Source organism: Sphingomonas sp. CFBP 8760, assembly GCF_014841615.1.
Taxonomy (GTDB): domain Bacteria; phylum Pseudomonadota; class Alphaproteobacteria; order Sphingomonadales; family Sphingomonadaceae; genus Sphingomonas.
In genome coordinates, this window is sequence record NZ_JACYUG010000002.1 from 373,499 (window position 1) to 396,686 (window position 23,188).

At 63.0% G+C, this 23,188-nt stretch carries 22 protein-coding genes; 5 read left to right on the forward strand and 17 right to left on the reverse strand.

The annotated features are described in order from the left end of the window. The first annotated feature begins 167 nt into the window (after positions 1-167). Positions 168-1,448, forward strand: coding sequence for a three-Cys-motif partner protein TcmP (locus IFT82_RS04660; protein WP_192124959.1), 1,281 nt, complete (start codon positions 168-170; stop codon positions 1,446-1,448). A 30-nt stretch (positions 1,449-1,478) separates the two neighbouring features. Here IFT82_RS04660 and IFT82_RS04665 read toward each other — a convergent pair whose 3' ends face one another. From IFT82_RS04665 to IFT82_RS20515, 4 genes are all read right to left on the reverse strand, one after another. Beyond that, complete coding sequence (locus tag IFT82_RS04665) at positions 1,479-2,660, reverse strand: GIY-YIG nuclease family protein (protein ID WP_192124960.1); 1,182 nt, start codon at positions 2,658-2,660, stop codon at positions 1,479-1,481. Positions 2,661-2,662: 2 nt separating this feature from the next. Continuing rightward, on the reverse strand, positions 2,663-4,720 hold the full coding sequence (locus IFT82_RS04670) for a DEAD/DEAH box helicase (protein ID WP_192124961.1): 2,058 nt from the start codon (positions 4,718-4,720) through the stop codon (positions 2,663-2,665). 10 nt (positions 4,721-4,730) lie between these two features. Next, on the reverse strand, positions 4,731-7,460 hold the full coding sequence (locus tag IFT82_RS04675) for a class I SAM-dependent DNA methyltransferase (protein ID WP_192124962.1): 2,730 nt from the start codon (positions 7,458-7,460) through the stop codon (positions 4,731-4,733). A gap of 76 nt (positions 7,461-7,536) precedes the next feature. Next, complete coding sequence (locus IFT82_RS20515) at positions 7,537-7,779, reverse strand: hypothetical protein (protein WP_207105730.1); 243 nt, start codon at positions 7,777-7,779, stop codon at positions 7,537-7,539. Between the two features lie 127 nt (positions 7,780-7,906). On the opposite strand from IFT82_RS20515, the gene IFT82_RS04680 reads away from it, so the two are divergent. Next, positions 7,907-9,571 (forward strand): DUF262 domain-containing protein, encoded by a 1,665-nt coding sequence (locus IFT82_RS04680; RefSeq protein ID WP_192124963.1) that lies wholly within the window; start codon positions 7,907-7,909, stop codon positions 9,569-9,571. 125 nt (positions 9,572-9,696) lie between these two features. Here the strand turns inward: IFT82_RS04680 and IFT82_RS04685 are convergent, their stop codons facing one another. From IFT82_RS04685 to IFT82_RS04710, 6 genes are all read right to left on the reverse strand, one after another. Then, positions 9,697-10,521: a hypothetical protein gene (locus tag IFT82_RS04685; RefSeq protein WP_192124964.1), complete on the reverse strand. Its 825-nt coding sequence runs from the start codon at positions 10,519-10,521 to the stop codon at positions 9,697-9,699. Continuing rightward, a complete protein-coding gene (locus tag IFT82_RS04690; RefSeq protein WP_192124965.1) occupies positions 10,518-11,216 on the reverse strand; it encodes a hypothetical protein in 699 nt (232 codons plus the stop codon). The genes IFT82_RS04685 and IFT82_RS04690 overlap by 4 nt, the downstream gene beginning before the upstream one ends. Before the next feature lie 75 nt (positions 11,217-11,291). Beyond that, the gene (locus IFT82_RS04695) at positions 11,292-12,260 is read right to left on the reverse strand and encodes a DUF7146 domain-containing protein (RefSeq protein WP_192124966.1); all 969 of its coding nucleotides are present in this window, start codon (positions 12,258-12,260) and stop codon (positions 11,292-11,294) included. Positions 12,261-12,378: 118 nt separating this feature from the next. Further along, on the reverse strand, positions 12,379-12,984 hold the full coding sequence (locus IFT82_RS04700) for a tyrosine-type recombinase/integrase (protein WP_192124967.1): 606 nt from the start codon (positions 12,982-12,984) through the stop codon (positions 12,379-12,381). A 35-nt stretch (positions 12,985-13,019) separates the two neighbouring features. Next, the gene (locus IFT82_RS04705) at positions 13,020-13,703 is read right to left on the reverse strand and encodes a hypothetical protein (protein ID WP_192124968.1); all 684 of its coding nucleotides are present in this window, start codon (positions 13,701-13,703) and stop codon (positions 13,020-13,022) included. 47 nt (positions 13,704-13,750) lie between these two features. Further along, the gene (locus IFT82_RS04710; protein ID WP_192124969.1) at positions 13,751-13,978 is read right to left on the reverse strand and encodes a helix-turn-helix transcriptional regulator; all 228 of its coding nucleotides are present in this window, start codon (positions 13,976-13,978) and stop codon (positions 13,751-13,753) included. A 235-nt stretch (positions 13,979-14,213) separates the two neighbouring features. Here IFT82_RS04710 and IFT82_RS04715 point away from each other — a divergent pair, with 235 nt between their 5' ends. Further along, the gene (locus IFT82_RS04715) at positions 14,214-14,615 is read left to right on the forward strand and encodes a hypothetical protein (protein WP_192124970.1); all 402 of its coding nucleotides are present in this window, start codon (positions 14,214-14,216) and stop codon (positions 14,613-14,615) included. A gap of 115 nt (positions 14,616-14,730) precedes the next feature. Here the strand turns inward: IFT82_RS04715 and IFT82_RS04720 are convergent, their stop codons facing one another. The 7 genes from IFT82_RS04720 to IFT82_RS04750 all read right to left on the reverse strand — a co-directional run bounded on the left by IFT82_RS04720 (position 14,731) and on the right by IFT82_RS04750 (position 20,674). Further along, on the reverse strand, positions 14,731-14,952 hold the full coding sequence (locus IFT82_RS04720; protein ID WP_192124972.1) for a hypothetical protein: 222 nt from the start codon (positions 14,950-14,952) through the stop codon (positions 14,731-14,733). A gap of 35 nt (positions 14,953-14,987) precedes the next feature. Next, positions 14,988-16,283, reverse strand: a complete 1,296-nt coding sequence (locus IFT82_RS04725) for a hypothetical protein (RefSeq protein ID WP_207105731.1) — start codon at positions 16,281-16,283, stop codon at positions 14,988-14,990. Between the two features lie 339 nt (positions 16,284-16,622). Then, entirely contained in the window at positions 16,623-16,820 is a 198-nt protein-coding gene (locus tag IFT82_RS04730) for a transposase domain-containing protein (protein ID WP_342355047.1), read from the reverse strand. Further along, positions 16,768-16,974, reverse strand: coding sequence for a transposase (locus IFT82_RS20735; protein WP_244646520.1), 207 nt, complete (start codon positions 16,972-16,974; stop codon positions 16,768-16,770). The genes IFT82_RS04730 and IFT82_RS20735 overlap by 53 nt, the downstream gene beginning before the upstream one ends. 416 nt (positions 16,975-17,390) lie before the next feature. Then, positions 17,391-18,329 carry a hypothetical protein gene (locus IFT82_RS04740; protein ID WP_192124975.1) on the reverse strand — a complete coding sequence of 313 codons (939 nt, stop codon included), beginning with the start codon at positions 18,327-18,329 and terminating at the stop codon, positions 17,391-17,393. Between the two features lie 68 nt (positions 18,330-18,397). Further along, positions 18,398-19,201: a hypothetical protein gene (locus IFT82_RS04745; protein ID WP_192124977.1), complete on the reverse strand. Its 804-nt coding sequence runs from the start codon at positions 19,199-19,201 to the stop codon at positions 18,398-18,400. A gap of 24 nt (positions 19,202-19,225) precedes the next feature. Further along, positions 19,226-20,674: a tyrosine-type recombinase/integrase gene (locus IFT82_RS04750; RefSeq protein WP_192124980.1), complete on the reverse strand. Its 1,449-nt coding sequence runs from the start codon at positions 20,672-20,674 to the stop codon at positions 19,226-19,228. Positions 20,675-21,124: 450 nt separating this feature from the next. Between IFT82_RS04750 and IFT82_RS04755 the strand changes: the two genes are divergently transcribed. Then, positions 21,125-22,111: a toll/interleukin-1 receptor domain-containing protein gene (locus IFT82_RS04755; protein WP_244646492.1), complete on the forward strand. Its 987-nt coding sequence runs from the start codon at positions 21,125-21,127 to the stop codon at positions 22,109-22,111. A 369-nt stretch (positions 22,112-22,480) separates the two neighbouring features. Next, the gene (locus IFT82_RS04760) at positions 22,481-23,188 is read left to right on the forward strand and encodes an Abi-alpha family protein (RefSeq protein ID WP_192124982.1); all 708 of its coding nucleotides are present in this window, start codon (positions 22,481-22,483) and stop codon (positions 23,186-23,188) included.

Sequence of the window (23,188 nt, forward strand, 5' to 3'; positions counted from 1 at the left end):
TCTTAGGAACGAACCGTGAATCTGCCATATCGCGATTCGCGGCGCAACCAGTTTGGACGACGATCGTCGTCCAGGCGAGGAAGGACAGCGGAGGGTACTGGACAGCGCGTGCGGGCTCGACCCATATTGTCGCCAGCGGTGACAGGGTGCCGCGGAGGCAGCACTCGATGGCGCAAGGCAAGGGATACGATTGGATAGTCGGCGGTGATCTGCCGGAACTCGGCAGACACAGTGCGGTCAAGCACGAGATCTTCGACGCCTATATCGGCGCGTACATCCGTACGTTGACGAAGAGCCATCTGGTTCGTGAGCTCAACCTCACCATCGTCGACGGCTTCTGTGGCGGCGGACGATACATGATGGACGGCGCAGAGGTCGATGGATCGCCGCTTCGGATGCTGGCGTCCGTTGAGCGGGCACAGGTAGAGGTGGTCGCGGCCCGTGCGCGAGGCGTCGAGATCAAGGCGGAATTCGTGTTCGTCGATGCGAACCGCAACCACATCGACTTCCTGCGGGATCTGTTGGAGCGCCAGGGACATGGCGGACGCATCGGCCGTGACATCCACATCGTCACCTCGAAATTCGAGGACGCCGCCGATGGAGTGATCTCCCGCATCCAGGCCAAGGGACGAGCTCATCGATCGCTCTTCTTCCTGGACCAGTACGGCTGGAGCGCGGTGACGTTCGCCACGATCAGGCGGATCATGGGTTCGCTGCAGAACCCGGAGGTCGTGCTCACGTTCATGGTGGATCATCTGGTCAACCTGCTGAATGCCCGCATGATCGACACGGCGGGCTTCGCCGCGGTCGATCTCGACCGCGAGGACGTGCAGGACATGCTGCGGATGAAGCAGATGCGCGGCTGGAAGCGGTACATCCAGAACACGTTGTACGAACACATCCGACGCAACACCGGGGCCGACTACTACACGCCGTTCTTCATCCACCCGGATGGCGGATCGAACCGGGACTACTGGCTGCTGCATCTGTCCAAGCACCATCAGGCGCGGGAGGAGATGGGCAAGATCCACTGGTTGATGGAGAACACGTTCGAGCACTTCGGCCGAGCCGGCTTCGACTCCCTCGGCTTCAAACCCGGCGAGGACGTCAGGGAGGACATGCTCGACTACGGCTTCAACGACAACGCGCGCACGCGTTCCGAGGCGACCGTCGTCGATCAGCTTGCCCGCATGCTCCACGCCCGGGCGATCGCCGGGGCGGGTCCGCTGACGAAGAAGGCGCTGTTCGCGTCGCACTGCAACGACGCGCCGGTGATCGGCGACATCGTCGATGCGGCCCTCCTCGAACTCAGGGGCGCGAAGGACGTGATCGTCACTTCTCCGGACGGCGCGCTGCGCCGATCGGTGAAGAAGTTCGGCTGGGACGACGAGATCAGGTTGTCTCGCGAGCCGGGGCTGTTCTCGATATTCGACCAGCGGGCGGCCTGATGGACAACCGGCATCCCCGTGACGAAAGCGTTATTTGCGGATGATCTGGTCTGCTGCCGTGTCGTATCGGTAGAGATGAAGCGCCTTTGTCGCGATGAGGCGCATGGCTTCTTCGACCGAACTCCGAGACACCATGAACCACTCGCGGGGATCGACGGAACGACCGAAACGATCGGGTAGCTGGACGTCTACGCATGCGGCGCCGAAGAAGCGATGGAGCAGACCCTCGATCTTCTTCGGCGGGACACCCCGCGTCTCGTACTCATCCATTATCTTGGCTTCCGCGAGCAGGAACGTCGGATCCGCCGATGCTCCGGCGACGCGGCTGGCCGCGCTTTCCGTCGTCGACCCGATCTTGAGGATGTGTTCTGCCAGTTCGACCAGCGCGGGGTTCGTCGACAGGGTCTTCGCGACGTAGACGCGCCCCGTGACGGACGGCTTGCCGCCTTCGAACAGGGGACCGGCATCGGGCTTGAACACCCGCCGACTGTTCTCGGCGCGATAAAGGGCCTTTCCGAACGAGCGCAGCAGATGGTCGCTCTCGCTGCCGTTGTCGTAGATGATTCGTAGACGGGCGTCTCCGCGGTCGTTGCGCGTATGTCGGTCGACGTCGGCGATGTACGCCAGGGCGCCTCCGATGACGAACATGTCGCCGACTTCGATCTGGTAGGTGGAGCTGGTCGGTACGGTGTTGCGTGCGCCGTTGGCGATGTCGGCGACGCAGGCGTCGAAAATCGGCTGGAAGAGATCGAAGTCCTTGCAGCGGATCCGTTCGGCAATTGAGTCCGTCTCCGACTTCGGCGGGGGCGCCGGTGTCGCCCGGAACTCGAAGATGTGGTCCTCGGGCGTGCTGAGCAGATCGTCGCCGGCCGCGATCAGGTCGTCGATGCTGGCAGGAACCACTTCGCTGAACGATTGGGTGCGCGGTGCCTCCAGCAGGCCGTACTGGTCGATGTGCTTGAGCCTTTCGACCTTCTGGGCATCGCGACGAAAGCTGTCGAGACGGACTCCGAGCCGCATTTCGTCGGGCGCACGGGCCTTTCCGTCCGGTGATCGCCCAGTGCGTTCCCGGAAGGCGACGATGTCGAGGAATAGACGGGTGACGTCGTCACCCGCCGTCCGCGCCGGCTTGACCACAGGGACGAACAGGTCGTCCTTGTTCGCGATCAGCTCGTCGAGCGTGTCGTAGAAGAGATCGATGGATCGTCCCATGGTCAGGCCGAACGTTCCTGCGATGTCTCCTTCTGGCGACGGATCGCCGCAGCTCGGATCCAGGCAAGCGCCTCGGCCATCCGCTTCTCGACCGGGTTCATGGCGGTGATGCTCGGCTCTCGTCCGTGCTGTTCCTTGAAGGCGCGGATGCGGGGGACCTGGGCAAGCGCCTCGGCTTCGGTGATCTCGATGCGCGTCTCGGCGATCGACTGGTGGATGCGCCGGAGGACCGACTCCCCCAATGCCTTCGACAGAATCTCATACGACTGCTGGAAGGGGTTCACCTGGTCGATCAGGTCGATGCTCAGTTCTGGCATCGTGATGAACTTCGACGTCAATTTGAGTAGCTGCGAATGAGCCTTCTGCCCTTCGCTTTCCTCGTCGGCGTTTTTGGTGCTGCTGACGATCTCCGCCCCCGGCTGACTAATTTTGGCCAAGACCGCCCGTCGAGCGACGATGTTCTGCCGGATGGCCTCGATGTCGTCCTCGCTCTCCGCGATGTCGGGGTAGCGTTTCGCGATGATGTTGGGGATCAGATGCTGATTGATGGTCTCGGCCGGGAATTCATCCGGGATCAGGCTTGCGCGTAGAACCTGGCCGTCCTGCAGAACCGCCGCCATCAGATCGGTCATGTCCGTCTCGATGATCTCCTTGGCACGGTTGCTCGTCGGCTCCTTGAGACCGCTTACGTAGATTGTCGGCTCTTCCTGAAGGAGATCGATGCGAGTGGATGGTCGTTCCGCCCCGTCGAAACGATCGTCCGACGGTCTCGTCTTGAAGTTGAAGTTCGGCACCAGCACCTGCTCCATGAGGAGAGATGCGGCGATCGCCTTCAGCATGTCGTTGACTGCGGTGCGTACGACTTCGTCGCTCGTGTCCGGTTCAGCGAGCAGGTTGGTGAACTGGGCGTGGGTTTTCCCCGGGGCGTCCCGGGTCGCACGGCCGACGATCTGCACGACCTCCGTCAGCGAACCTCGATAGCCGACCGTCAGTGCGTGCTCGCACCAGATCCAGTCGAAGCCCTCCTTTGCCATGCCTAGAGCGATGACGATGTCGAGATCCTCGCGGTTCTCGACGCTGCGCAGCCCGGCCAGGACGGTCTGTTGCGTTCCCGGCGTCACCAGATCGGCGATCTTGAGAACGCGGCCATCCGGCATGCGCAGGAGCTGGAACCCCGTTAGCGGATCTATCGAGAAGACGTCGCCTAGGACGTCGAGAATGCCGTTCATCTCGCGGATCTTGTCGCCCATGGCGGCCTGCGAGTTGACGTTGGGAATGTGGATGATCGTCTTCTTTGTCGGATCGAGCACCTCGCCGATCGCGGACAGGTAGTTGCCATGATAGAAGTGATAGCCGATTCCCAGCGTCTTGAGATGTTCGTAGCCCGAAAGCTGCTCGTAATAGGTGTAGACGACGTCGGTGAATTTCGCCTCGTCCTCAGCTCGCAGGACCGGGATCTGGTCGCCCCGGAAGTACGATCCGGTCATCGCGATGAGATGGGTCGAGCCGTCGTCCATCACGTTGCGGATCAGTTCGCCCAGTCGATTGTCCGCGTCCGCCGAAACGTGATGGAATTCGTCGATTGCGAGAACGCGGTCGTGAAAGGTCTCGATCCCCTTGCCGTCCCGCATGATCCTGTCGAACGCGTGACGCAAGGTTGAATGAGTGCAGACAATGATGTCGTCATCCGATTCCATGAAGCGGATGAAGGCATTGATCTTGCCGCTGTCGCCGCCGATCATGTCGCAGAGGTTGTTCCTGGGCGGGACCGTCCAGTCGGCGAAGAACCCGTGCTTCGTAAGATCGGTCGATCGGAAGGAGTTGCCGATCGAGCGTTCGGGCACGGCGACGATGACCTTGCGCATGCCTTGGTTGCGGAGCTTGTCGAGGGCCAGAAACATCAGCGCGCGCGACTTTCCAGACGCTGGCGGGCTCTTGATGAGCAGGTATTGCGCGTTACGAGCGTCGAAGGCCCGCGACTGCATGACACGCATGCCGTAATCGTTCGTGGCCTTGCTGGCGCCGGTGGAACCGTATTCAACGGTAATGAAATCGGGCATTCCAAATCCTTCAGGCGGTCGCACGCGTCACGAGCTTAGTCATCCGAGCATAGAGCTTGAAGAGGTGTTCGAGCCGTTCCGTATCGTCCCGAAACGGGCGTCCAATATAGATCGCCTCAAGATGTTCATCGAGTTCGCGATGAGCTTGCGAAAGTTCAGCTGGCATCGTGTCAGGATTGTAAAGCCAGCCAAGGCTCCGTCCATCGGTGATATGCGGCTCTCTGATGCGCAATATCTCAAGAGCATGATCTTCTAGGGGTCTTTTCTGCTCGTCCGAAAGCGTCGGTAGCGGAAAAGTGTTGTAAACCAACGTATTGGAGTAGCGATAGTCAGTTTTCAGGCGCCCCGCAACGGATGCCGTCCAAACAAGGTGAAGCCGGGATGATATCACCGAGAATATCCACGTAGGCGCATCGTAAATGACAAATGCCTGATCAGTCGCGATTGTCCCTTCCGCCAGGAAGCCGCAGGGAAGATACGATCTACGCTCGGAGCAGATGCGTGGGATTAGGAGAAAAGGTGCATCGCGATGCCTGATTTCGTTAAACCGATGAGGCCATTTCGCCGACGCCGCGGTGGATGCTTTCGAACTTTTCGAACGAGCATCGGCAACAAGCTGGAGGCGAGCGGCTATGGGCGGAATAGATCGCGCTAAGTCGAGCTGATTATCTTTGATCCAGAGGCAATACCTTCGGTCGCCTTGGAGATATTCCTGTGCGCCGTATATCGGTCGGATAAGGTCCTGGGTTTGAGGATACAGGCCTAGCAGTTCGTCCATCTGCTCGAATGACATGCTGAGATGGCTTGCGTCCTTGGCGGCGCTGCCCAGTTCGATCTGCGGCAAACTACTAATAGGGCTCGACCGGCGTTCGACAAAGATGTCCGGCGCATCGACAAGATACGGGTTGACGTTGGTAACTCTCGCCTTGTGCTCGGTCGTAAATATCGATTTGGGCTGGTTGGAAATTGGCCTCAGGCCGACTATTACACATATTACACCCGCATTCTTTGCGGCGCTATTGCTCCATCTGAATGGCTCGTAGCAGAAGCCGTACTCTGCGCCCTTCGAGTGGATAAGTGGCCAGAGCAAAGGCACCTGCTCGCCTTGGAACAAGGAATTTGTTGTGACGAACGCTGCCGTCGCGCCGGTCAAACGCCCGAAATCAGCGGCACGTGCGAACCACGCCGCGACATAGTCGAGATTACCAAAAACTCCGGTCTCAGCTGAGAAAACCACGTCCATATCATCTTGCTGCTCCGCAGTCCTTTTCGGACGGCCGAGATAAGGGGGATTTCCTACAATGAATATTTCAGCGCCATTCGCCGGCGGGCAGATTTCTGTCCAAGGAACGCGTAGCGCGTTTCCGACTCTGATACTCCCGGCATCCGTAAGAGGCAAAGCCGGCGCCGGACTGGCGCAGATCTCACCCAGCTTCTGGTTCATCTGGTATTGAGAAATCCACAGAGAAAGTTTCGCCGTCTCGCACGCGAAGTCGATAGGGTCGATGCCATGGAAACTGCTGATCTTGATGCCGGTGTGGTAGTCCGGAAGCGCTAGTTGCCCCTTCCGCTTCATGTCTCGAATGCGGCGAAAGGCTTCGGTCTCGATCCTGCGTAGTTCGCGATATGCGATGATGAGGAAATTGCCGGACCCGCATGCGGGGTCAAAGACCTGGATCCTGCTTATGCGATCCACCAGCTTACCCAGAGCGCCCAAGCTGTCGCCAGCCGTGGTGAGCTGCTCACGCAGAGAACTGAGGAACAGCGGTTCCAACACCTTCATGATATTTGGTACTGAGGTGTAGTGCATGCCGAAGTCTGCGCGCATGTCGGTGTGAACTACGGCCTGAATCATTGAGCCGAAAATGTCTGCATGGATCTGATCCCATTGGAGATCGGCAGCCTCCAGTAGCAGTCGACGGGCACGCCGATTGAATTCGGGGACGATGGTTCGGTCTTTGAACAGTCCGCCGTTCACATACTCGAAGTCAGTAGCGATTCGACGCGAGCGGACAGCGGATCGATCGCCTTCTTTTGGTATGTTGAGAGCGATGAATATGTCTTCAATGACACGCCGCGTGTCTGTGCCGTCGACGTTTTGGGCTTCGCGCCGCAGCGCTTCAACAAATAGCTTCTTCTTAAAAATCCCAGTGTCTTCGGCAAACATGCAGAAGAGGATTCTGGTCATGAAGACGTTGAGGTCGTGGGCGTGTTCCACGCCGAAGCCGAGGTTCGCATCAAGGATCGCGTCGAAGAACTTCGCCATGTGCCGGGCTGCGCGGACGTCCGCCGTGGTCTCGGCCGCGGGCTTGTATCGTTCGACGCCGAACATCGGCAGCAGATAGTCGTAGTTAACTGGCAGGTCGGCCAATCGGTCGAACCCGGGACTTTCGGTCGTTTTCGTGTCGAACGCCAGAAACTCGTCGCCGTCCGTGCTGACGACAAAGCGCGGCGCGTTTTTGGCCGCCGTGCCCTTCTTTCCGATCAGCGAGGCCTTCAGGTTGTCGACGGTCGCTTGCACCTGACCGACCGCGGCCGGTCGATAAAGCATCTTCTTCGGCCAGACGATATCGGAGGCAATCAGGCCTGCAGGATGCTTCATTCGGAGCTTCGCCACCTCGTTCCGCGACGAGTCGTAGGCTTCCATCAAACGAAACGGGAAATCGTGGAGCGTGCAGGATCCAGATGCGACGTCCTGGACTAGCCGCTCAAGCAGTTCCTCAATCTGAATGGTATTCATGCCGCATTTCCACGGCAAAACGCGAGCAGAGGTGCCCGATGCATCTGCGAGGTGCATTCATCGTGGATAGCGAGCGTCACTTTTCATTCCCCGTGGATCGTCCGAGCCGGACGATCATGGCATCTACGTCCTGGCCGCGTTCTCGCAGGAGAGCGATCAGGCGCATACGAAGATCAGGTGGACATCCGTGTGTACCCGCCACCCAATAGCGCATCATCCGCGAACTGGTGCCCAATGCTCGAGCCAGATCGCTCTGCCATCGTTCTCCGAAAAGGAGCTTGCCGACCTCTGCAAGGTCTTCCTGATCATCGGTGGCCACATTTCCTAGATAGAGGAAACATAGGGTATCGACAACGGTTGTTTGATGCTCGCACGGCGGCGGCGATACTGCTGGCAAGGCTGCCTGCGATCGTTAGGTTCGTATCGATAGATGGCCAGGAGCAACCATGCGTCTCAATCCCCAGCACTTCACCGTCGCCAAGCTCATGCAGAGCAGGCTTTTCCGCATCCCCGACTACCAGCGGGCGTATTCCTGGCAGAAGCGGCAGCGCGCTGATCTTTTCGAGGACATCAGGGAGGTGCATCGCACCGGGCGCGATCACTTCATGGCTACCGTCGTCGGGCTGGCACGGGACACGCGGATGATAGACGCCGACGAGTTCGGCGTCGTCGAACTCGTCGATGGGCAGCAGCGCATCACGACGCTCGTCATTCTCATCAAGGCGATCGAGAAGGCACTGGATGAGGCCGATCAGAGCGAGGGCAAGGTAAGGGAAGATCTGCGCCGACTGCTGGTGAAGGGAGACGATCACAATCTCGTGCTGCTCCAGACCAACCATGACAGCAGCGACGTGTTCGCGAGCTACGTCAGGGACGGCCACATCAGACAGGACGCGATCGTGACGGCGGCCGACGAGAACGTCGTCGATGCAGCGGTGGAGTGCGAGGCGTTCGTCGCCAGGTGGACCGGGATCGGCACGCTGGTCGAACTGGTCGCGACGATCCGCCACAAGCTGTCGATGATCTACCACGAGCTGGACGACGAAGGCACCGTGTACAGGGTCTTCGAGGTCCTCAACAGTCGCGGCCTCGACGTCCGGTGGATCGACAAGACGAAGAGTCAGCTGATGGCTTCGATCTACGAGCATGTGGAAAAGGGATCGAGAGCGGATGGTCTGCACGAGATGCAGACCATCTGGAAGGACGTGTATCGCCGGCTCGGCCTCGAAGATGATCTTGGAGACGAGGCGCTTCGATTCGCTGGAACGTGGTCGGACGAGGCTCGTCCCAACCGCGTCCTCAGCGAACAGGATGCGTCGGCAGCTCTTCTGAAGGCGGCCGGAACAAAGCTGGCGACGATCGTGAAGGCGGCGGCTTGGCTGAAGCTGGTGGTCGCGAAGGTTGTGGACCTGCACAACGATCAGCGTCGAGCCGCCGTGACCCGCATCGGGCAGGCTCGGTTCCTTGCGATCGCCATCATGCTTCGGGGCTTCGACGGACAGACAGAAGCGATGCTTCTTGGTGCGTGGGAACGGGTCACGTTCAGGATCTTCACGCTGGCCGGCAAGGACAGCCGGACCAAGGTCGGCGAGTACATCCGCCTGGGCTACGACGTGTTGAAGAGCGAGATGAGCGCCGACGAGATACTGGAGGCGCTCGGCGAGCTGGCTGAAGGCTTCGACATCGATGACATCATCGACGAGGGGACCTGGGACGAGTGGTACGGGGGCTACAACGAGGAGGTCCGGTACCTGCTGTTCCGTTACGAGGAACATCTGGCGTCCATCAGCGGCACCAAGATCAACGAGTCTCAGTGGGCGAAGGTCTGGGCGGCCGACCCGGCTAAGTCGATCGAGCACATTATGCCGCAGAGTTCCGGGAAGGGTTATGTGCACGGACTCGGCAATCTGACGATGCTTACGCCAGGCGTGAATTCGTCGCTGAAGGACAAGCCCCCCGAGGACAAGGCCTCACGCTACGTCGAATGCGGGATGAACGCGACGATGGCCGTGGGTCGCGACATCGAGGGCGGCCTGAAGTGGAACAAGGATTCGGTTCGAGAGCGAGCCGCCAAGATCGAAGCATTCGTTCGGGCTGAGTGGGGAGACTGATCAGCGGCACCTTCAGCGATGACCGGATGAAATAAGCCCACCCCATGCGACGTCGAGCATGGGGTGGGCTGGGTAGGACGGATTGGGCTCTAGCAGAAGGCTACGGCGGTACCCCGATCGTTGAGTCAGGTGTCGCAGGCAATTCCCGGAATTTGATTGCCGACCTCGCCGTCCGCCAGCGTCGCGACCACCGCTTCGAGCAGGTGGTGAGTCAGTCTCTCGGAACCGTAGCTGGTCGCCATCTCCCCCCAGTCCGGCCACCGATCCATGCGGATGCACATCCATTCGTAGAAGCGGTCGCGCTGTTCCTCGGAGCCCAATCCGAGGGTCCAGACCGTCTCGAAGATCGGCACGACGCCGTCGCCGCGCTTCGACAGGATGATCGACGGCCGCCCGGCCTCGTGACGGCGGAGGAAGGCGACGTCCCAGCGGGCCGCAGCCTTCTCGACGCGCGCCAGCCTGTCCTCCCGCCCCTCCGGTCCGAGGCCGAGCTCGCACAGCTGGGCGATGGTCGCGGCGGACGGCCGCTGCTGCCGCACGTCGTAGGGACGGGTCGCGAGCAGCATGTGGATCACCGCCATCCCCTCCGCCGTCAGGGCCTTGGCACCGTGCCCGTTCTCCTCGAGTTCGACCAAGCCTTCCCGGGCCAGCCACAGGTGGAACAGGCGCAGGTACAGCTTGCTGCGTTCGAACAGATCGCCCTGCTGTTCGTGAAGCGTCGGCTTCCGCCTGATCGTCGCCACCAGAACTGCGTGCATCGTCTCGAGCAGCTCGGTCGGCGGCCTGCCGTCGACGTTCGGCATGCGCAGACGACCGGTCCAGAACGCGACCCGCAGCGAGGGCCAGCGTTCGCCGGTCTCGTCGTCGACGAAGACCGTCGTGCCGTTGACGTGCTCGCCCCTCAGCCAGTTGCCCCAGGGCAGCTCTGGATCGATTACGCGGGGGGTCAACGCCTGTACTCCACGACGGAGGGCATGATGACGGTGGGACCAGGGTCGGCGAGGCGCGGATCGCGGTTCTGCTCGATCGCCTTCATCTGCGCTGCCAGACGGACGCATTCGCCGTACACGAACGCTTCGGTCTTGTAGGTCGGCTCGTCGATGCCGAACGCCGGTGTCCTGACGTCTCTCGGGCGGCGTGCGTCCTCCGGCAACAGGTCGGTCCGCTTGTTGCAGCTGAAGCCGAACCACCAGGCGTCGTCGTCCGCTGCTTCGTTCCGATGGACGCCCTGCTGGAACCCCGGGGGAACGCCCTGGGGGTGACAGACACTGCGATCCTCGTCTTCCCAATCCTCGCATGCGGCGGAGTAGTCGAGGCCGCCGTGGACGCCGATCATGATGCCGGTCATCGTGCCGTATTCGCGGCCGAAGAGCGGGTGGCCCGGCGGTACGGACACGTATCCGCAGAGGTGTCCACCGTCCGGGGCCCTGCGGATGATGCAGCCGTATCCCGACACCGGATCGACACAAGCGACCTTGTCGGCTTCCGTTGCCCACGGACCATCGCTCGAGGGGTGGATCTCCGGCACGTGATATACCGCATCGACCCGGACGAGTCCGCCATCGTCCTTCCACGGACGACGCAGTTCGGCAGCGGGGTTGACGACGACGGGCAGCGTGATGGTGGGGGGCTTCTTCTTGGGCATTCTCGTTCTCCTTGGATGCGGTCCGCCGACGCGGCGGACCGGTGGTGATGGTCGAAGATGTTCGATGTCCGCTGCTCAGGCGTGGAGGAGCAGCCACTCCTCGTTGAAGTCCTTGCCCGCGCGGGGGACGAGGTCCTCCACAGCGAGACCGGCCTTGGCGTACGCCGCCATCGCCGCGGCGGCGGCGGTCCGGCCGGGTGCGTCGGCATCGCCGCAGACGATCACGCGCCGGACCTCTGCGGGCAGGCGGACGTGCGGCAGGTTGCCGTCGCCGACCGCGGCCCACACGCTGGCGCCGGGGAACATGAGCCGCACCGCCAGCCCGTCCTCGACGCCCGCCGCCAGCATCACCGTGTCGGCGACGGGACCGAAGCGGACGGCGCACCCACGCACCCGGCCGAGCGAGAGGCGGGCGGTGCCGCGGGTGGACTTGCGCCCGTCGCGGTCGAGGAAGGTGCGCTGGATGCCGGCGACCCGACCTTCGCGGTCCTGCAGCGCCGCGATCATCGCCGGCTCGCGGCGACCCTCGCGACCGTCCTCGTCCCACCAGCGCGCGACGTGGGTGTGGCGGATCGACCCGGGCACGGCGTGGCCGATGCCGCGGGTGGTCAGGTACGTCTCGGTCAGCGACCAGCCGATCGGCGTCGCCTTCTGCCAGATGGCACGCGCCCGCTTCACCGACTCCGCCCGGCGCATGGCGACGAGGACCGGGTTCGCCAGTGCCAGCGGCACCGCTGGTTCGGATCCCACCAGGTCGAGGCACGCCTGCCTGAAGTCCACGCTGTGCAGACGCCGATGGAGTTCGATGACGTCGCCACCGGCATCGCAGGCGTGGCAGTGGAATACCTTCTTGCCTTCGTTCACGAAAAAGCTGGCGGTGTTCTCCGCGTGGAAGGGGCACAGCCCCTTCATCTCGTCGCCGCTCCTCCTCAGGTCGGTCGCGTTCGCGGCGACCTTGGCGATCGAGGTCTCCGCCTTCAGGCGGGCGACGTCGATCCGTCCGTCCCGGCCCACGTATCTGGCCGGCAGGCCGATTCTGTCCATGTGCATGCTCCTTCGCTCGTCAATCGCCACGTTCGCGGTGGTCTGGGGCCTCTTTCCTCCGGCCCCTGCCTCCACCGCCCGGCACCAGCCGGCCGGCGCCTTCGCGCCGCTGTCACTTTCATCCGGGCATCCGCCGGCGCCGCTCGGCGCGGGCGGGATCACCTCGCGGTCCGGCGTCCGCGAGGATCGCGTTCCATTTCCCCACCGTCGCTGCGGCGCGGTCGGCATCGTCGGCGTCGGTGCGGATGCGGCCGATCGGCACGGTGTCCGATCCAGGAACCTTCAGCCCGAGGGCGTGGGCGACGTCCTGATGCCTGCAGCCGCGTTCGAGCAGCTCGCGCGCCGCCGCGGCGCGCAGACCGTGGAAGTTCCACGGCTGCAGCACGATCGTCTCCGGTGCCGCGACCGCCAGCCGGGCCTGCATCCTGTCGAGCCGAACGTCCCTGTTCCCGATTGGGTCGCCCCTTCCAGCGGTCACCGCCTGTCCGCGCCCCGCGACCGTGCCGGCTACGCGGGCCAGCGTCCGCATCGCCTGGGGCGGGAGATGCAGCAGCCTGCGGCTGCCGCCCCGCGCGGGCACGGGCACGCATCCACGGCCCCAGTCGATGTCCGCGAGCTCGATCGCCACCGCCTCCCAGGGCAGGCACATGGTCAGGATGCACAGCTCCAGCACCGCGCCGTGCGCGCCGCCGATGGTGCGCGCGCCCTTCAACAGCACGCGCATGGACGGGAGGTCCGGCAGGTGGGGGCTCGCGCCGGTCATGCGGCACCCCCGTCGTCATGCGGGGATCGGTCCGGATCGTCGCGCCATCTCAGCTGACGCAGCCCGTCCCGGATGACGTCGATGGTGGCGGGGACCGGTACGCCGAGCTGCGCCGCCCACCAGTCCGATGCCGCACGCTCATGCACGCGGAAGAACGTCTCGGGACGATGCCCATCGGTCAGGTGGCGGAGGCCGGCCTGCGCCTCGGCGACCTGCTGCGGCACGCCGCCGTCCGCCATTCCGGCGAACACCCCCTCCCGCACGCTGCGGAAGGTGAAGGCGAACGGCATCGGTCCTTCGCCGTCCTCCGCGATCAGCTCCTCGAGGTAGGCCACGGCATCGGCGTCGGGTGCGATCGGCAAGTCGTGGGCGCCGCCGAACAGCAGGCCCGAGGTGCGTCCCGCGATCGCTTCCTGCACGGCCGCCGTCGCCGCCATGCCGAGAGCGGCGCGGGTGTGGCCGCGACGCGGCGAGGCGATCGTCAGGACCTCGTTGCGCCTGTCGAAGTCTCGAACACCGCATCCCGCCAGTGCGGCAGCGGGGCAGGGGATCAGCGTCGCCAACGTCATCAGGCGTGCGAGCGGATGGTCGCAGCTCGATGCCCTGCGATTGAGCAGAGCGATCTGCGGCGTGGCGAGGACGAACGGATCCCGTCCATCCTCCTTGCGGAGCATGTCCATGTCTTCTTCCTGTCGTTGAGGCCCTGCCTGCTGGCGGGCAGATCCGTTCAGCGTGCGGCCCAGTGCTCGCTGGTGCTTGCGACGCGGTTCAAAGCCTTGTACCGTTCGATGTCGCGGAGGCTGTAGCGCACCGTGCGCGACAGCTTGTGGAAGTGGCAGCCGCCACCGTACACGCGCTGTTTGCGGAGAGTGCCCTCCTTCAGGCCCAGGAGGCGGGCGGCTTCGTGGGTGTCGACGAGGCGATCCTCGTCCTCCGGCATGATGCCCTTCGGCATGTTGAACTCCGTCGCTGACCGACCGGAAGTGATCGGCGACGATCCAGATATCGCCCTTCGAACGACAATCCTAAGTACTCGAACGACGCAAATGCCCTGCGACGTGGCGGAAGCGTGGAGGTTCGGTGGAGCTTTCGACGACCTGACACTAAGCGAACCATCCGACACGTGGCGGTTGACGCGAGGAATGCCGCCCATGTTGCGGATGACGTCGCGATGCGACAGATTGACGATCATGGACGAAGACGATCGTGAACCCATCCGCGCCATGGTCGAGACGCTGTTCGACGACATGCGCGCCGACGTGCGTAGCAGACCGAAGAGAAGGTTCTTGCGGGACGTGCAGGGTCAGATCTGCGAGGACGACGGGACGCTCGCCAGGATTCGCGGTCGTCGGCCGTCGCCGCGAACCGTGATGGTCAGCTTCGATCGACGCCGCCGCGACCACGCCTTCTCCTACGCACGGATGGATCTGGTGCTTGAATCCTTAGACAGCCTCTGCGGGGGATCGGGACTGGGCCGTCCGGTCAGTCAGCTGCGCGTGCTGCAGTGGAGCGGATCGCAGCGCGATCTTCGAGGAGTGATGGTAAGCGCGGCGTGGAGACCGCCTATCATGGTCAGGCGAGCAGGAACGTAATTAATCCGTCGGCACCGTCCGCGCGGCGTGCGACGAACTCAAGTACACGGGGGCAGGACGCGTCAGAAGGGACGATCGACGCGACCGCCGCTATGGTCGGTTGCATGAGAGCGCGTCAGCAATTGGTATGCAGATCGGTCCAATGACCGTCCTCACATTTCCAACCCTTGTTGCCGTAGCAGAGGCGGGTGCCCTCTAGAAACGATTCACCGCCGAGCGGACACGAACCCGCGGCGAGCGCCTTGAAGTGACTGTCGTTCACGCGCGGCACCAGATTAGGGTCGGTGATGCCGTCAATCAATTCGAGCTTCGCTGTAAACGTCCGTTCATCGCCCATTGTTGTTCTCCGTCCGGGGGTAGTCGCGTCGATGTTTAGGAAATGACGCGCACGGCTTGGGTCACCGCCTTATCGGTGGAGGATTTGTGCAGATTGATGAGCCGCTCGATCAGCGACAACGTCCTAAGGCTTATCAACCCACCGGGGGTGTCCTTAGCGATATGATAGCGCCTTCCGTTGAGCGTCGCAGAAACGTCGCCCTCTGCTCCAGCGCCCGCATGCAACTCGAACACGGTGCTGCCGCCGACCGCGCAGGTGGTGACCGTTCCCGGTACGCTCTTGCGGAGGCATTCGCCGACAAAGCGAACGACCGCGTCCGGCGATCGTATCGTCATCAAAATATCGACATCGACAAGCGTCAGTACTGCCTGGCCCTTGGGCGAGTCTGACGCCGCGACCAGCATCTTGCCGTCACCTGCAAAGACACGGCCCGGGGGTGGAGTCGCCGGCAGGCGTACCGTCATTGATCGCCCATGATCGTCAAAGCGTTGAGCGACCAGCGGGCAGGACAGCGATTTATCCGGGTCGACCGGTGTGAACCGACCCACCGTCGAGGATGCGCCTGGGCGTACGATCGTGACCTTCACGTCGTCTTCAGGATCGGCACCGAGCGCGCCCTTTAGATCGAGTTTGGCCCCATCGAGAAGCGCTAGATCCTGCATCGATAGCCGGCGGCCACCCCGATCGTCCTGTGTCACGCGTGATACCGGTGCGAGGATGGTGCCCTCTGTTTTTTGCTTTTCCGTCGAAAAGGCATAGCAATTGAACAACGTGTTGAGGCTCGTGTCATCACGCGTGCCGTCGTTGTTGATCGTTTCGACCAGCGAGCCGGCCTTACCGGCATAATGTGGCGAGGCGGATTTCAATCTGAAATCGACGCGCGCGATCGCGACGGACAAGACCTCTCGTGGCTCGAATGCCTGCTCGATCAGCATCCCAAGCGTTTCGGGACTGATGCTCGATGAAATCCCCTGGTAGAATTCCTTCCCGTCGTTCACGATGACGTCGAAGCTGGGACTGGTGCTCACCTCTCCGCCTACACTCGGTGTATAGACATTCCCGCCTTCTGCTACTGCCTGCGCCGCAGTTAGGACGGTTGTGGTTCCTGCCGGGGCGTTCGTGGTGCTGGCTGAATCTGTGCTGCTGATCCCATCCTGTTTGAGTTGTGCGTTGAAACCGCCATTCACTCGCATCGTAAGATTACCAGTCAGCCTGCTGACGGATGTATAATGGAGCGGATAGCCTTCCTTGGCGCGGACGACGTTCAACAGCGTCACTTCATTGGTGAGATTCGCAACCGCAGTATTGTAGCCGACCCCGATCCGCTGCACCGTCTTTGGAACAGCACATCCAGCTAGCGCAACTAACGATGAAATAACAATGAGTTGTCGCATATGATGCCCCCCGGCTAGCTACTCGCTATGCACCACGTCGGCCGCTTGACTTACGCCATGGACGCCAAACCTTAGGCTTGACCCAACGACTTCACAAGCAGGCAGTCGCGACTCGGTATCAACGATACACTAAGTCTGCTCGTTGACTAATGTCGATGTCAAGCGACCTTTCATAAGTGCACTGGTTGAGCATACGCGACCGCGGCGTTTCGGACCTGATATCTAGCGCGAATACCGTGAGCGTGGCGTGGCGCGGTGCGGTGTGGTGGCCGCAGATTATGCGGCTTGCACAATTGGGTGATCTGCCGGGGACATCCAGTACCACGGCATGAGTTGGTCCCACTCGCTGGCGGGCCAGTCGCCGGCGATCTTGCCGATGACGTCGGTGATATAGGCCTGCGGGTCGGCAATGGCACCGGGCTCACCGCAGTACCGACAGCACCCGTGCCAGTGCGCCTGCATCCACCGCGGCATCCACGCTCACCCGCACGCCGCCCGGCAGTTCGATGTGGATGAACCCCGGTGGACATGGTGCCGGCTGCGGTGTCGGCGCGACCGGGTCGACAATCTGCACCTCGGCAAATACCGGCAACGAAGCCACGACGCCCGCCAGCTTGCCTTCACGCAATTGCTTGCGCCACGTCTAGATCAGGCTGCTCGACACCTCACGCCGGGCGATGACGTCGCAAACCCGCACCCCCGGCCGGAACGCCTCCGCTAGAATCTCCAGCTTCTCCGCGTCCGACTATCGCCGTCGACCCGACACCCGGCCGACAACCTCCATCCGACCAGTCATACGAGTGCTCGTATGACTGGTCGTAGAACCGGTAACTTCCTGCACCGCCAGCACCGTCATCAAAGGCGACAAGCATCCCTGATCCTAGCGTTACAGCAAGGCGGCCTGTCGACCACGCTTACGATTGATGCGCTTCCTCGCCCGCGACAACCGGCAGCTTCGGTTCGCTCGCCTCATCGTGATGAACTACGCCACGCCGCCGGTGGGATGCCGCCTGAAGTAGGACCGATCGCCCGTTCCGTTGGGCGTCAGGCCTGCCTGCGCCTCTTTCCGAAGCGCGCCCTGCTCTCGTCGGCGATGGCAGCGGCCTTCGCCCGTTCGAAGCACCGCCCCAGACCTCGTTTGCCGAACTCCTTCTCCACCTCGTACTCGAAGTCCTCGTTGATCGCGGTCTCGAAAGCGCCGGAATCCATCAACCCGATGAGGAACCCGGTGACCTCCGCCACCTGTACCGCATAGTGGTCCGCTCGGCGGCGGATCACCCATTTGCCGAACTCGACGAAGGCGATGGCGACGTATTCCGTGCGCTGCGCCTCGGCGATGGCGTTCTGCAGCCCGTCTCGTGTCACGAAGACGTGATGGTCGGGGATGGCGTCGGGATCGAAGGGAGACGCGAGGTTCAGCCCACCGCTTGCGATGCGTCGTATTGCCTGCTCGGGGTCGAGGTCCCACCATTTGCGACCTGTTATTTCCGTGATCCTGCCGCTGTCGTTACGATCGCGGGCATGGCAGCGGATCTTCTTCTCGGCTGCCAGGCGGGCGATGATGGGTGCGAGGCCATCGACGGCGCGTCGCGCGCCCTGTCCCAGAGCCCAGTCGTCCTGACCAGCATCCATCACTGTGGTCCATTCATCTCGGCTGATCGTGTCGGCGCGCGCGATCGCTACTTCCAGTTCGTCCGCATGCGATCGCATCAGAGCGTCCAGGCGCCGATGGACCGAGAATAGCGGAACGCCGTCCGCCGTGAAGGCGTCCTCCGCGGGGACGACGCGGCCTGGTGGGGTGTTCCCGGCGTTGGCCAGGAAGAAGTCTATCTCATCGGGGTAGGGGGCGCAGACCTGTCGAGCGAACATCTCGACGACGCCGGGCAGGAAGAAGCCTTCGCCCACGTAGTCCGCATGTGGACGACGATACTTCGACCAGTCCAGTCCTGCGATCCAGTCCCTGTCGCCATCGATGTCGTGCAACGCGATCTTCCTCCTTGCAGCAGCATAGCCGGCCCGTCGCGGCATGTGCAACGGGCCGTCAGGTCGGGTCAGGCGGCCTTCCGCACGCCCACGTACGTCACGTCGGGATGCTCCGGATCGATGGCGCGCCAGGCGGCGTCGATCAGCCGGCGGGGCAGGGGGATGCCGGCGATGCGTTCGCAGGCCTCGCGCACGTCGTCGGGCCAGGGATTGCGCAGGATCGTGCCGGCCTCTGCCGGCTGCACCGGACCGAGCAGCTTCCATTCGTCGCGTACGCCGGAAACCGGCTGGCCTCGGTAGGTGCGGGGCGGGCGCAGCGAACCGTTTGCAGCCAGCAGTCCGGCGGCCGGATCGGGCAGGCCGGGCACCGCGGGTTCGTCGAAGTCGGCCAGGACCATCGGTTCGCCCGGCGCGATCTCGACGAGGTCGCGGTCGATGCGTCGCACGCAGAGGTACGACCATTCGGCGCCGGTGGGCAGTGCGATCGTCCAGCACCACTCCACGCGCGCATCGTGGTCACGTCCGCTCCAGGGATCCGCCACGTCCCCCAGCGGCGGATCGAAACCGTCGCGATGACGTCCGTCCCGCTCGAACCAGGTGCACGACGTCGGCGACCAGACGACGCAGAACGAAGCCTTCGTCGTCTTCGCCAGGCGCGACATGCGCGAGACGATCGTGCGGGTCGCGAGCGGAGTGATCCCTCCCGCACCGTCGAGGAGGCCGGGGCCGACGAAGACGAGGTCCTTCAGCGAGGAGGACGGCGGCGCCGGTTCGTTCGACACCACCATGTGCGACCGGCGGTTCCTCCTGACGCCCTGCGAGATCAGGTGCGGATGCTCGCGCGGGGTCGCGGGCGTGGGCGTCGATTTCATTCCGGTTCTCCTCTTCGCCGTGGATCAGACCACGAGCTGTCCGGCCTTCGCCCTCCTCCACCTCCTCTGCCTTGCGGCCGCAGCTCCACCCGCGCCGATCGTTGCGGGGTCCGCCGCTGCTGCAGCTGCGGCGCGCTGCTGGTCGGCCCGCTCGGGCCAGCCTGCGCGCAGGCCGGCGATGCGGCGCGCCTGCTCGGCGGGCTTCATGCGAAGTAGGCGAAGTCCGCCGGGCCATGCGTCGGGTCGGCTTATCAGCAGGTCCATGTGGTCGTTCCATTTCTGGAGCGCCTCACCCGTCTCCTCGACGAGCTGAGTGAGCATGTACGTGTCGTCGAGGTCGTCGCCGACCTTGTGCACCAGCATCGCGTTCACGACGTCCCTCGAGTAGCGGTAGGGGGGCTCGCGCAGGGTAGTCGACGGCACCTTGCGGGTATCGTGCAGAGTCCAGTGCTTGAACGCTGCCGGCATCCCATCCGGTGCGGCCGCTTCGAGGCGACGGTGCAGGTTTGCGTGGATGAGATCCCTGACCTGGGATCCCATCTCGACCGGGTTGACGCCATCGAGCGTGAAGACCGGACCGCGACGTTTGGCGGGGTCGGGCTGCACGCGTTCGAGGATCTCGACCACCTGACGAGGGAGGAGGATCAGGATGTTCCGCTTGGCCTTGTTCCGTTCGGCCGGCAGCTTCCACTGTCGCTTGACGAGATCGATCTCCTCCCAAGGTAGTTCCACCACCTCCTCCTTCCGCTTGGCGGTCCGAAGGATCATCTCTAACGCCTCCGACCGGACGTCGCAGATGTCGCGTGCGGCCTCGTAGATCCTCGCGAACTCGAATTCGTCGAGCAGTCGCGATCTCTTGTTGATGGCCGGCAGCGTGAAGTCGTGGGCGACGCACCTCTCGATGGTGCCCCGCCGAACCGCATCGTTGATGATGGTCTTGAGGCAGCCGTAGCCGATGCGCACGACGGAAGGGCCGCGCTTGACGAGTTCCTTGCCGAAGTCTTCGATGATGGTCGAGGTGAGTCGATCGAGGCGGACCTCGCCGATGTATGCGACCATGTCACGACGATAGGTGCGCTCGGACTTCGGGCGCATCGGCTTGCCCTTCACGACCTGACGGGCGAGATAGTCGTCGAGATAGGTGCTGATCGTCAGCCGCTTGAGCGCTTCCGCTTCCATCTCGCTCCGCCGGCGCTTGGCGAAGGGATCGATGCCCTGTCTCCGGTCGCGGGCGTAGTCTGCGGCGATGTCCCTGGCCATCTCCACGGTCATCTCGCCTGCTTCGCCGATCTTGCTGCTCGTCGTGCGACCTTCGGCGGTCTTGTACTGGTAGACGAAGACGATGCGGCCGGCCGCCGTCTTGTAGGCGCCGAAGCCTCGGATCAGGAGATCCCAGAGGTACTGTTTCGTACCGCCGGAAGGCGACTTCGGGATCTTCTGGATGTTCGAGTTGGTGAGGCGGACGTTCTTCATGGAGTGCTCTTCCAAGTAAGCGGTGAGCAATCTTCATGCGGTCATCAGGAGGGCTTCACGACCTCAACGGTCTACAAGCGAGGGACGAATGGACCAATAAATTCGGGATGATTCTACTTCGGTGAGCAATGGTCCACGGTTGAACGTACTATCCCGATGAGGACGTTGGGCACTTGCTTTAAACCTTTTCCGGGATGGTTGATGATAAAATTCCGACGCAAGTTCAAAGAGTTAGGTGTATCCGTGTGTTCTAGAAGACTCGCATTGGGATCGAAGGGTCAAGACGAGCAAGCCACGAGCAATAACTCAGTCATGCCTTCCGCCACGCCTTGATGCCTCGAGCACGGCTGGTTCGCAAGGGGCACCATTCCCCCGGGTCCGAAGGATGACGACGGGACCGGCTGCGCTTGCCTCCGGAACGGACCGGCACCATCATCGTCGGATAACCGGATGAGGATCAACGAATTGGCGAAGCTGTTCTTCTCGTATTCGCACAAGGACGAACAGCTGAGGGATCAGCTCGAGGTGCAGCTCGCCATGCTGAAGCGGCAGGGGGTGATCGAGACGTGGCACGACCGCCGGATCACGGCCGGCGAGGATCTCGACCATGCGATCAGCACGCACGTCGAGGATGACGACGTGATCCTCCTGCTGGTGAGCCCCGACTTCCTCGCTTCGGACTACTGCTACGACGTTGAGATGACGCGGGTCATGGAGCGCGCGAAGGCAGGGGAAGCCGTCGTCATTCCCGTGATCCTGCGTCCGTGCGACTGGCATCATGCCCCCTTCGGGAAGCTGCGGGCCAGCCCGACCGATGGGAAGCCGGTGACGATGTGGGCGAACCAAGACGAGCCGATGCTGGAGGTCGCGCGCGACGTGCGTGCGGCAATCGAGCGAATGGTCGCCGGTCGTGGCTCGACGTCGGCCCGGTCGGCGCCCGCCACGCCGGCCACGTCGATGGCCGCCGCTTCGACGTTGGCGGGTCGCGGGCCTAGGAGCAGCAACCTTGCGGTGGCTAAGACCTTCACGGACCACGACCGCGACGGCTTCCTGACGGAGGCGTTCGATTACATCGCCACGTACTTCGAGAACTCGCTCGAGGAACTGCGCGCCCGCAATCCGGGTCTGCAGGGCACGTTCCGGCGGGTGGACGCGAACCGCTTCTTTGCGACCGGATACCGCGATGGTCGGGCGGTGGCGCGTGCGACCGTCTTCATGGGCGGGATGATGGGTCGTGGCATCTCCTACGTCATCGGCGAGACGACCGAGAGCAACGGCTACAACGAGAACCTGCGCGTGGACGCCGATGATCATGGCCTGTTCCTGAGGTCGTCGGGCATGGCCGCCATGAGCGGGCGGTCCGAGGTCAGGCTCACGTTCGAGGGTGCGGCGGAGTTCTACTGGTCGATGTTCATCGAGCCGCTTCAGCGGAACTGAGCGCATGATCTAGGCGGGACTGCTTCGTCCATGCGGCTTTCGCATCCGAGCTCGCCATCGGACTATGCGCTTGGGACGCAATGGTCATGCTCTACGATGCTCTTGCTGCGGGGAAGCATGTGCAATGTGTAGCCTGGTCGGAATTGCTGATGGCGAGGTGACCCTCGAACGGAACGCGTAGGGAACATGGCTACGCCATAAAACCGCGAATAGGGCAGGGGGGCCAATCCGGCTGTGTCTCCAACGAGCAACAATGGGAACTTGAGCTCGCTTTCGGGCGGATCGAGCATACCGATCGGGTGTGCGCGACGTGGAACTTCCGTGCGGAATCGACTTCCACTCGCCGGCCGGATCGATCAGGCTGCCGGCATGACGATCGACATCACCAAGATGATCGAGCCGGCCAAGGCCGTGCTGGCGCCCGCGGGTGGAACCCTTGGCGAGGGGTGGGCCGCCGTGCTCGGCGACCGCATCGCCGCTTGGCGCCTCAGGAATGCGGCGGCGCTGCAGATTCAGGTCAACCGCGAGCTCCAAAAGATGGGCCTGCGTGTCGATCGCTCGAGGATTCCCGAGCGCTACGCGATCGCGTGGTTCGAGGAGGCGACGAAGCAAGATGAGCCGGAGATACAGGCATTGTTCGCGCGCCTTCTCGCCAGGGCGGCGGCCGGTGACCCGGCCGCCGCCGACCGTCGGCTGGTCGAGATCGTCGGAAGGCTGACGCCGATGGACGCGCAGGTCCTGCGATGGCTGTTCGACCTGGCCGGGCCGCCGCCGCGACATCCGCAAATCGCTGAATGGGAGGCCTGGAAGGCGGCCAAGGCGTCGTTCGGCGAGCCGGCGACGCTCTCCATCGAGCATGTGGTGGTGCTCGGCATATTCGAGCGGCAGTTCTCGTTCAGGCAGGAGGGAGGGCTGTCCTCCTGGCATACGGTCGAGGCGGGATACCCGGTCGGCAGGCTCGCCGACGAGATCAGCGGCAACATGACCATCGTTCCCGACCTGTCCGCCTCCGCCATTGGGCTCTCCCTCTATGCCGCGTGCTTCGGCGAACCTTCTGCTAAGGCCGGGATTGGTTAG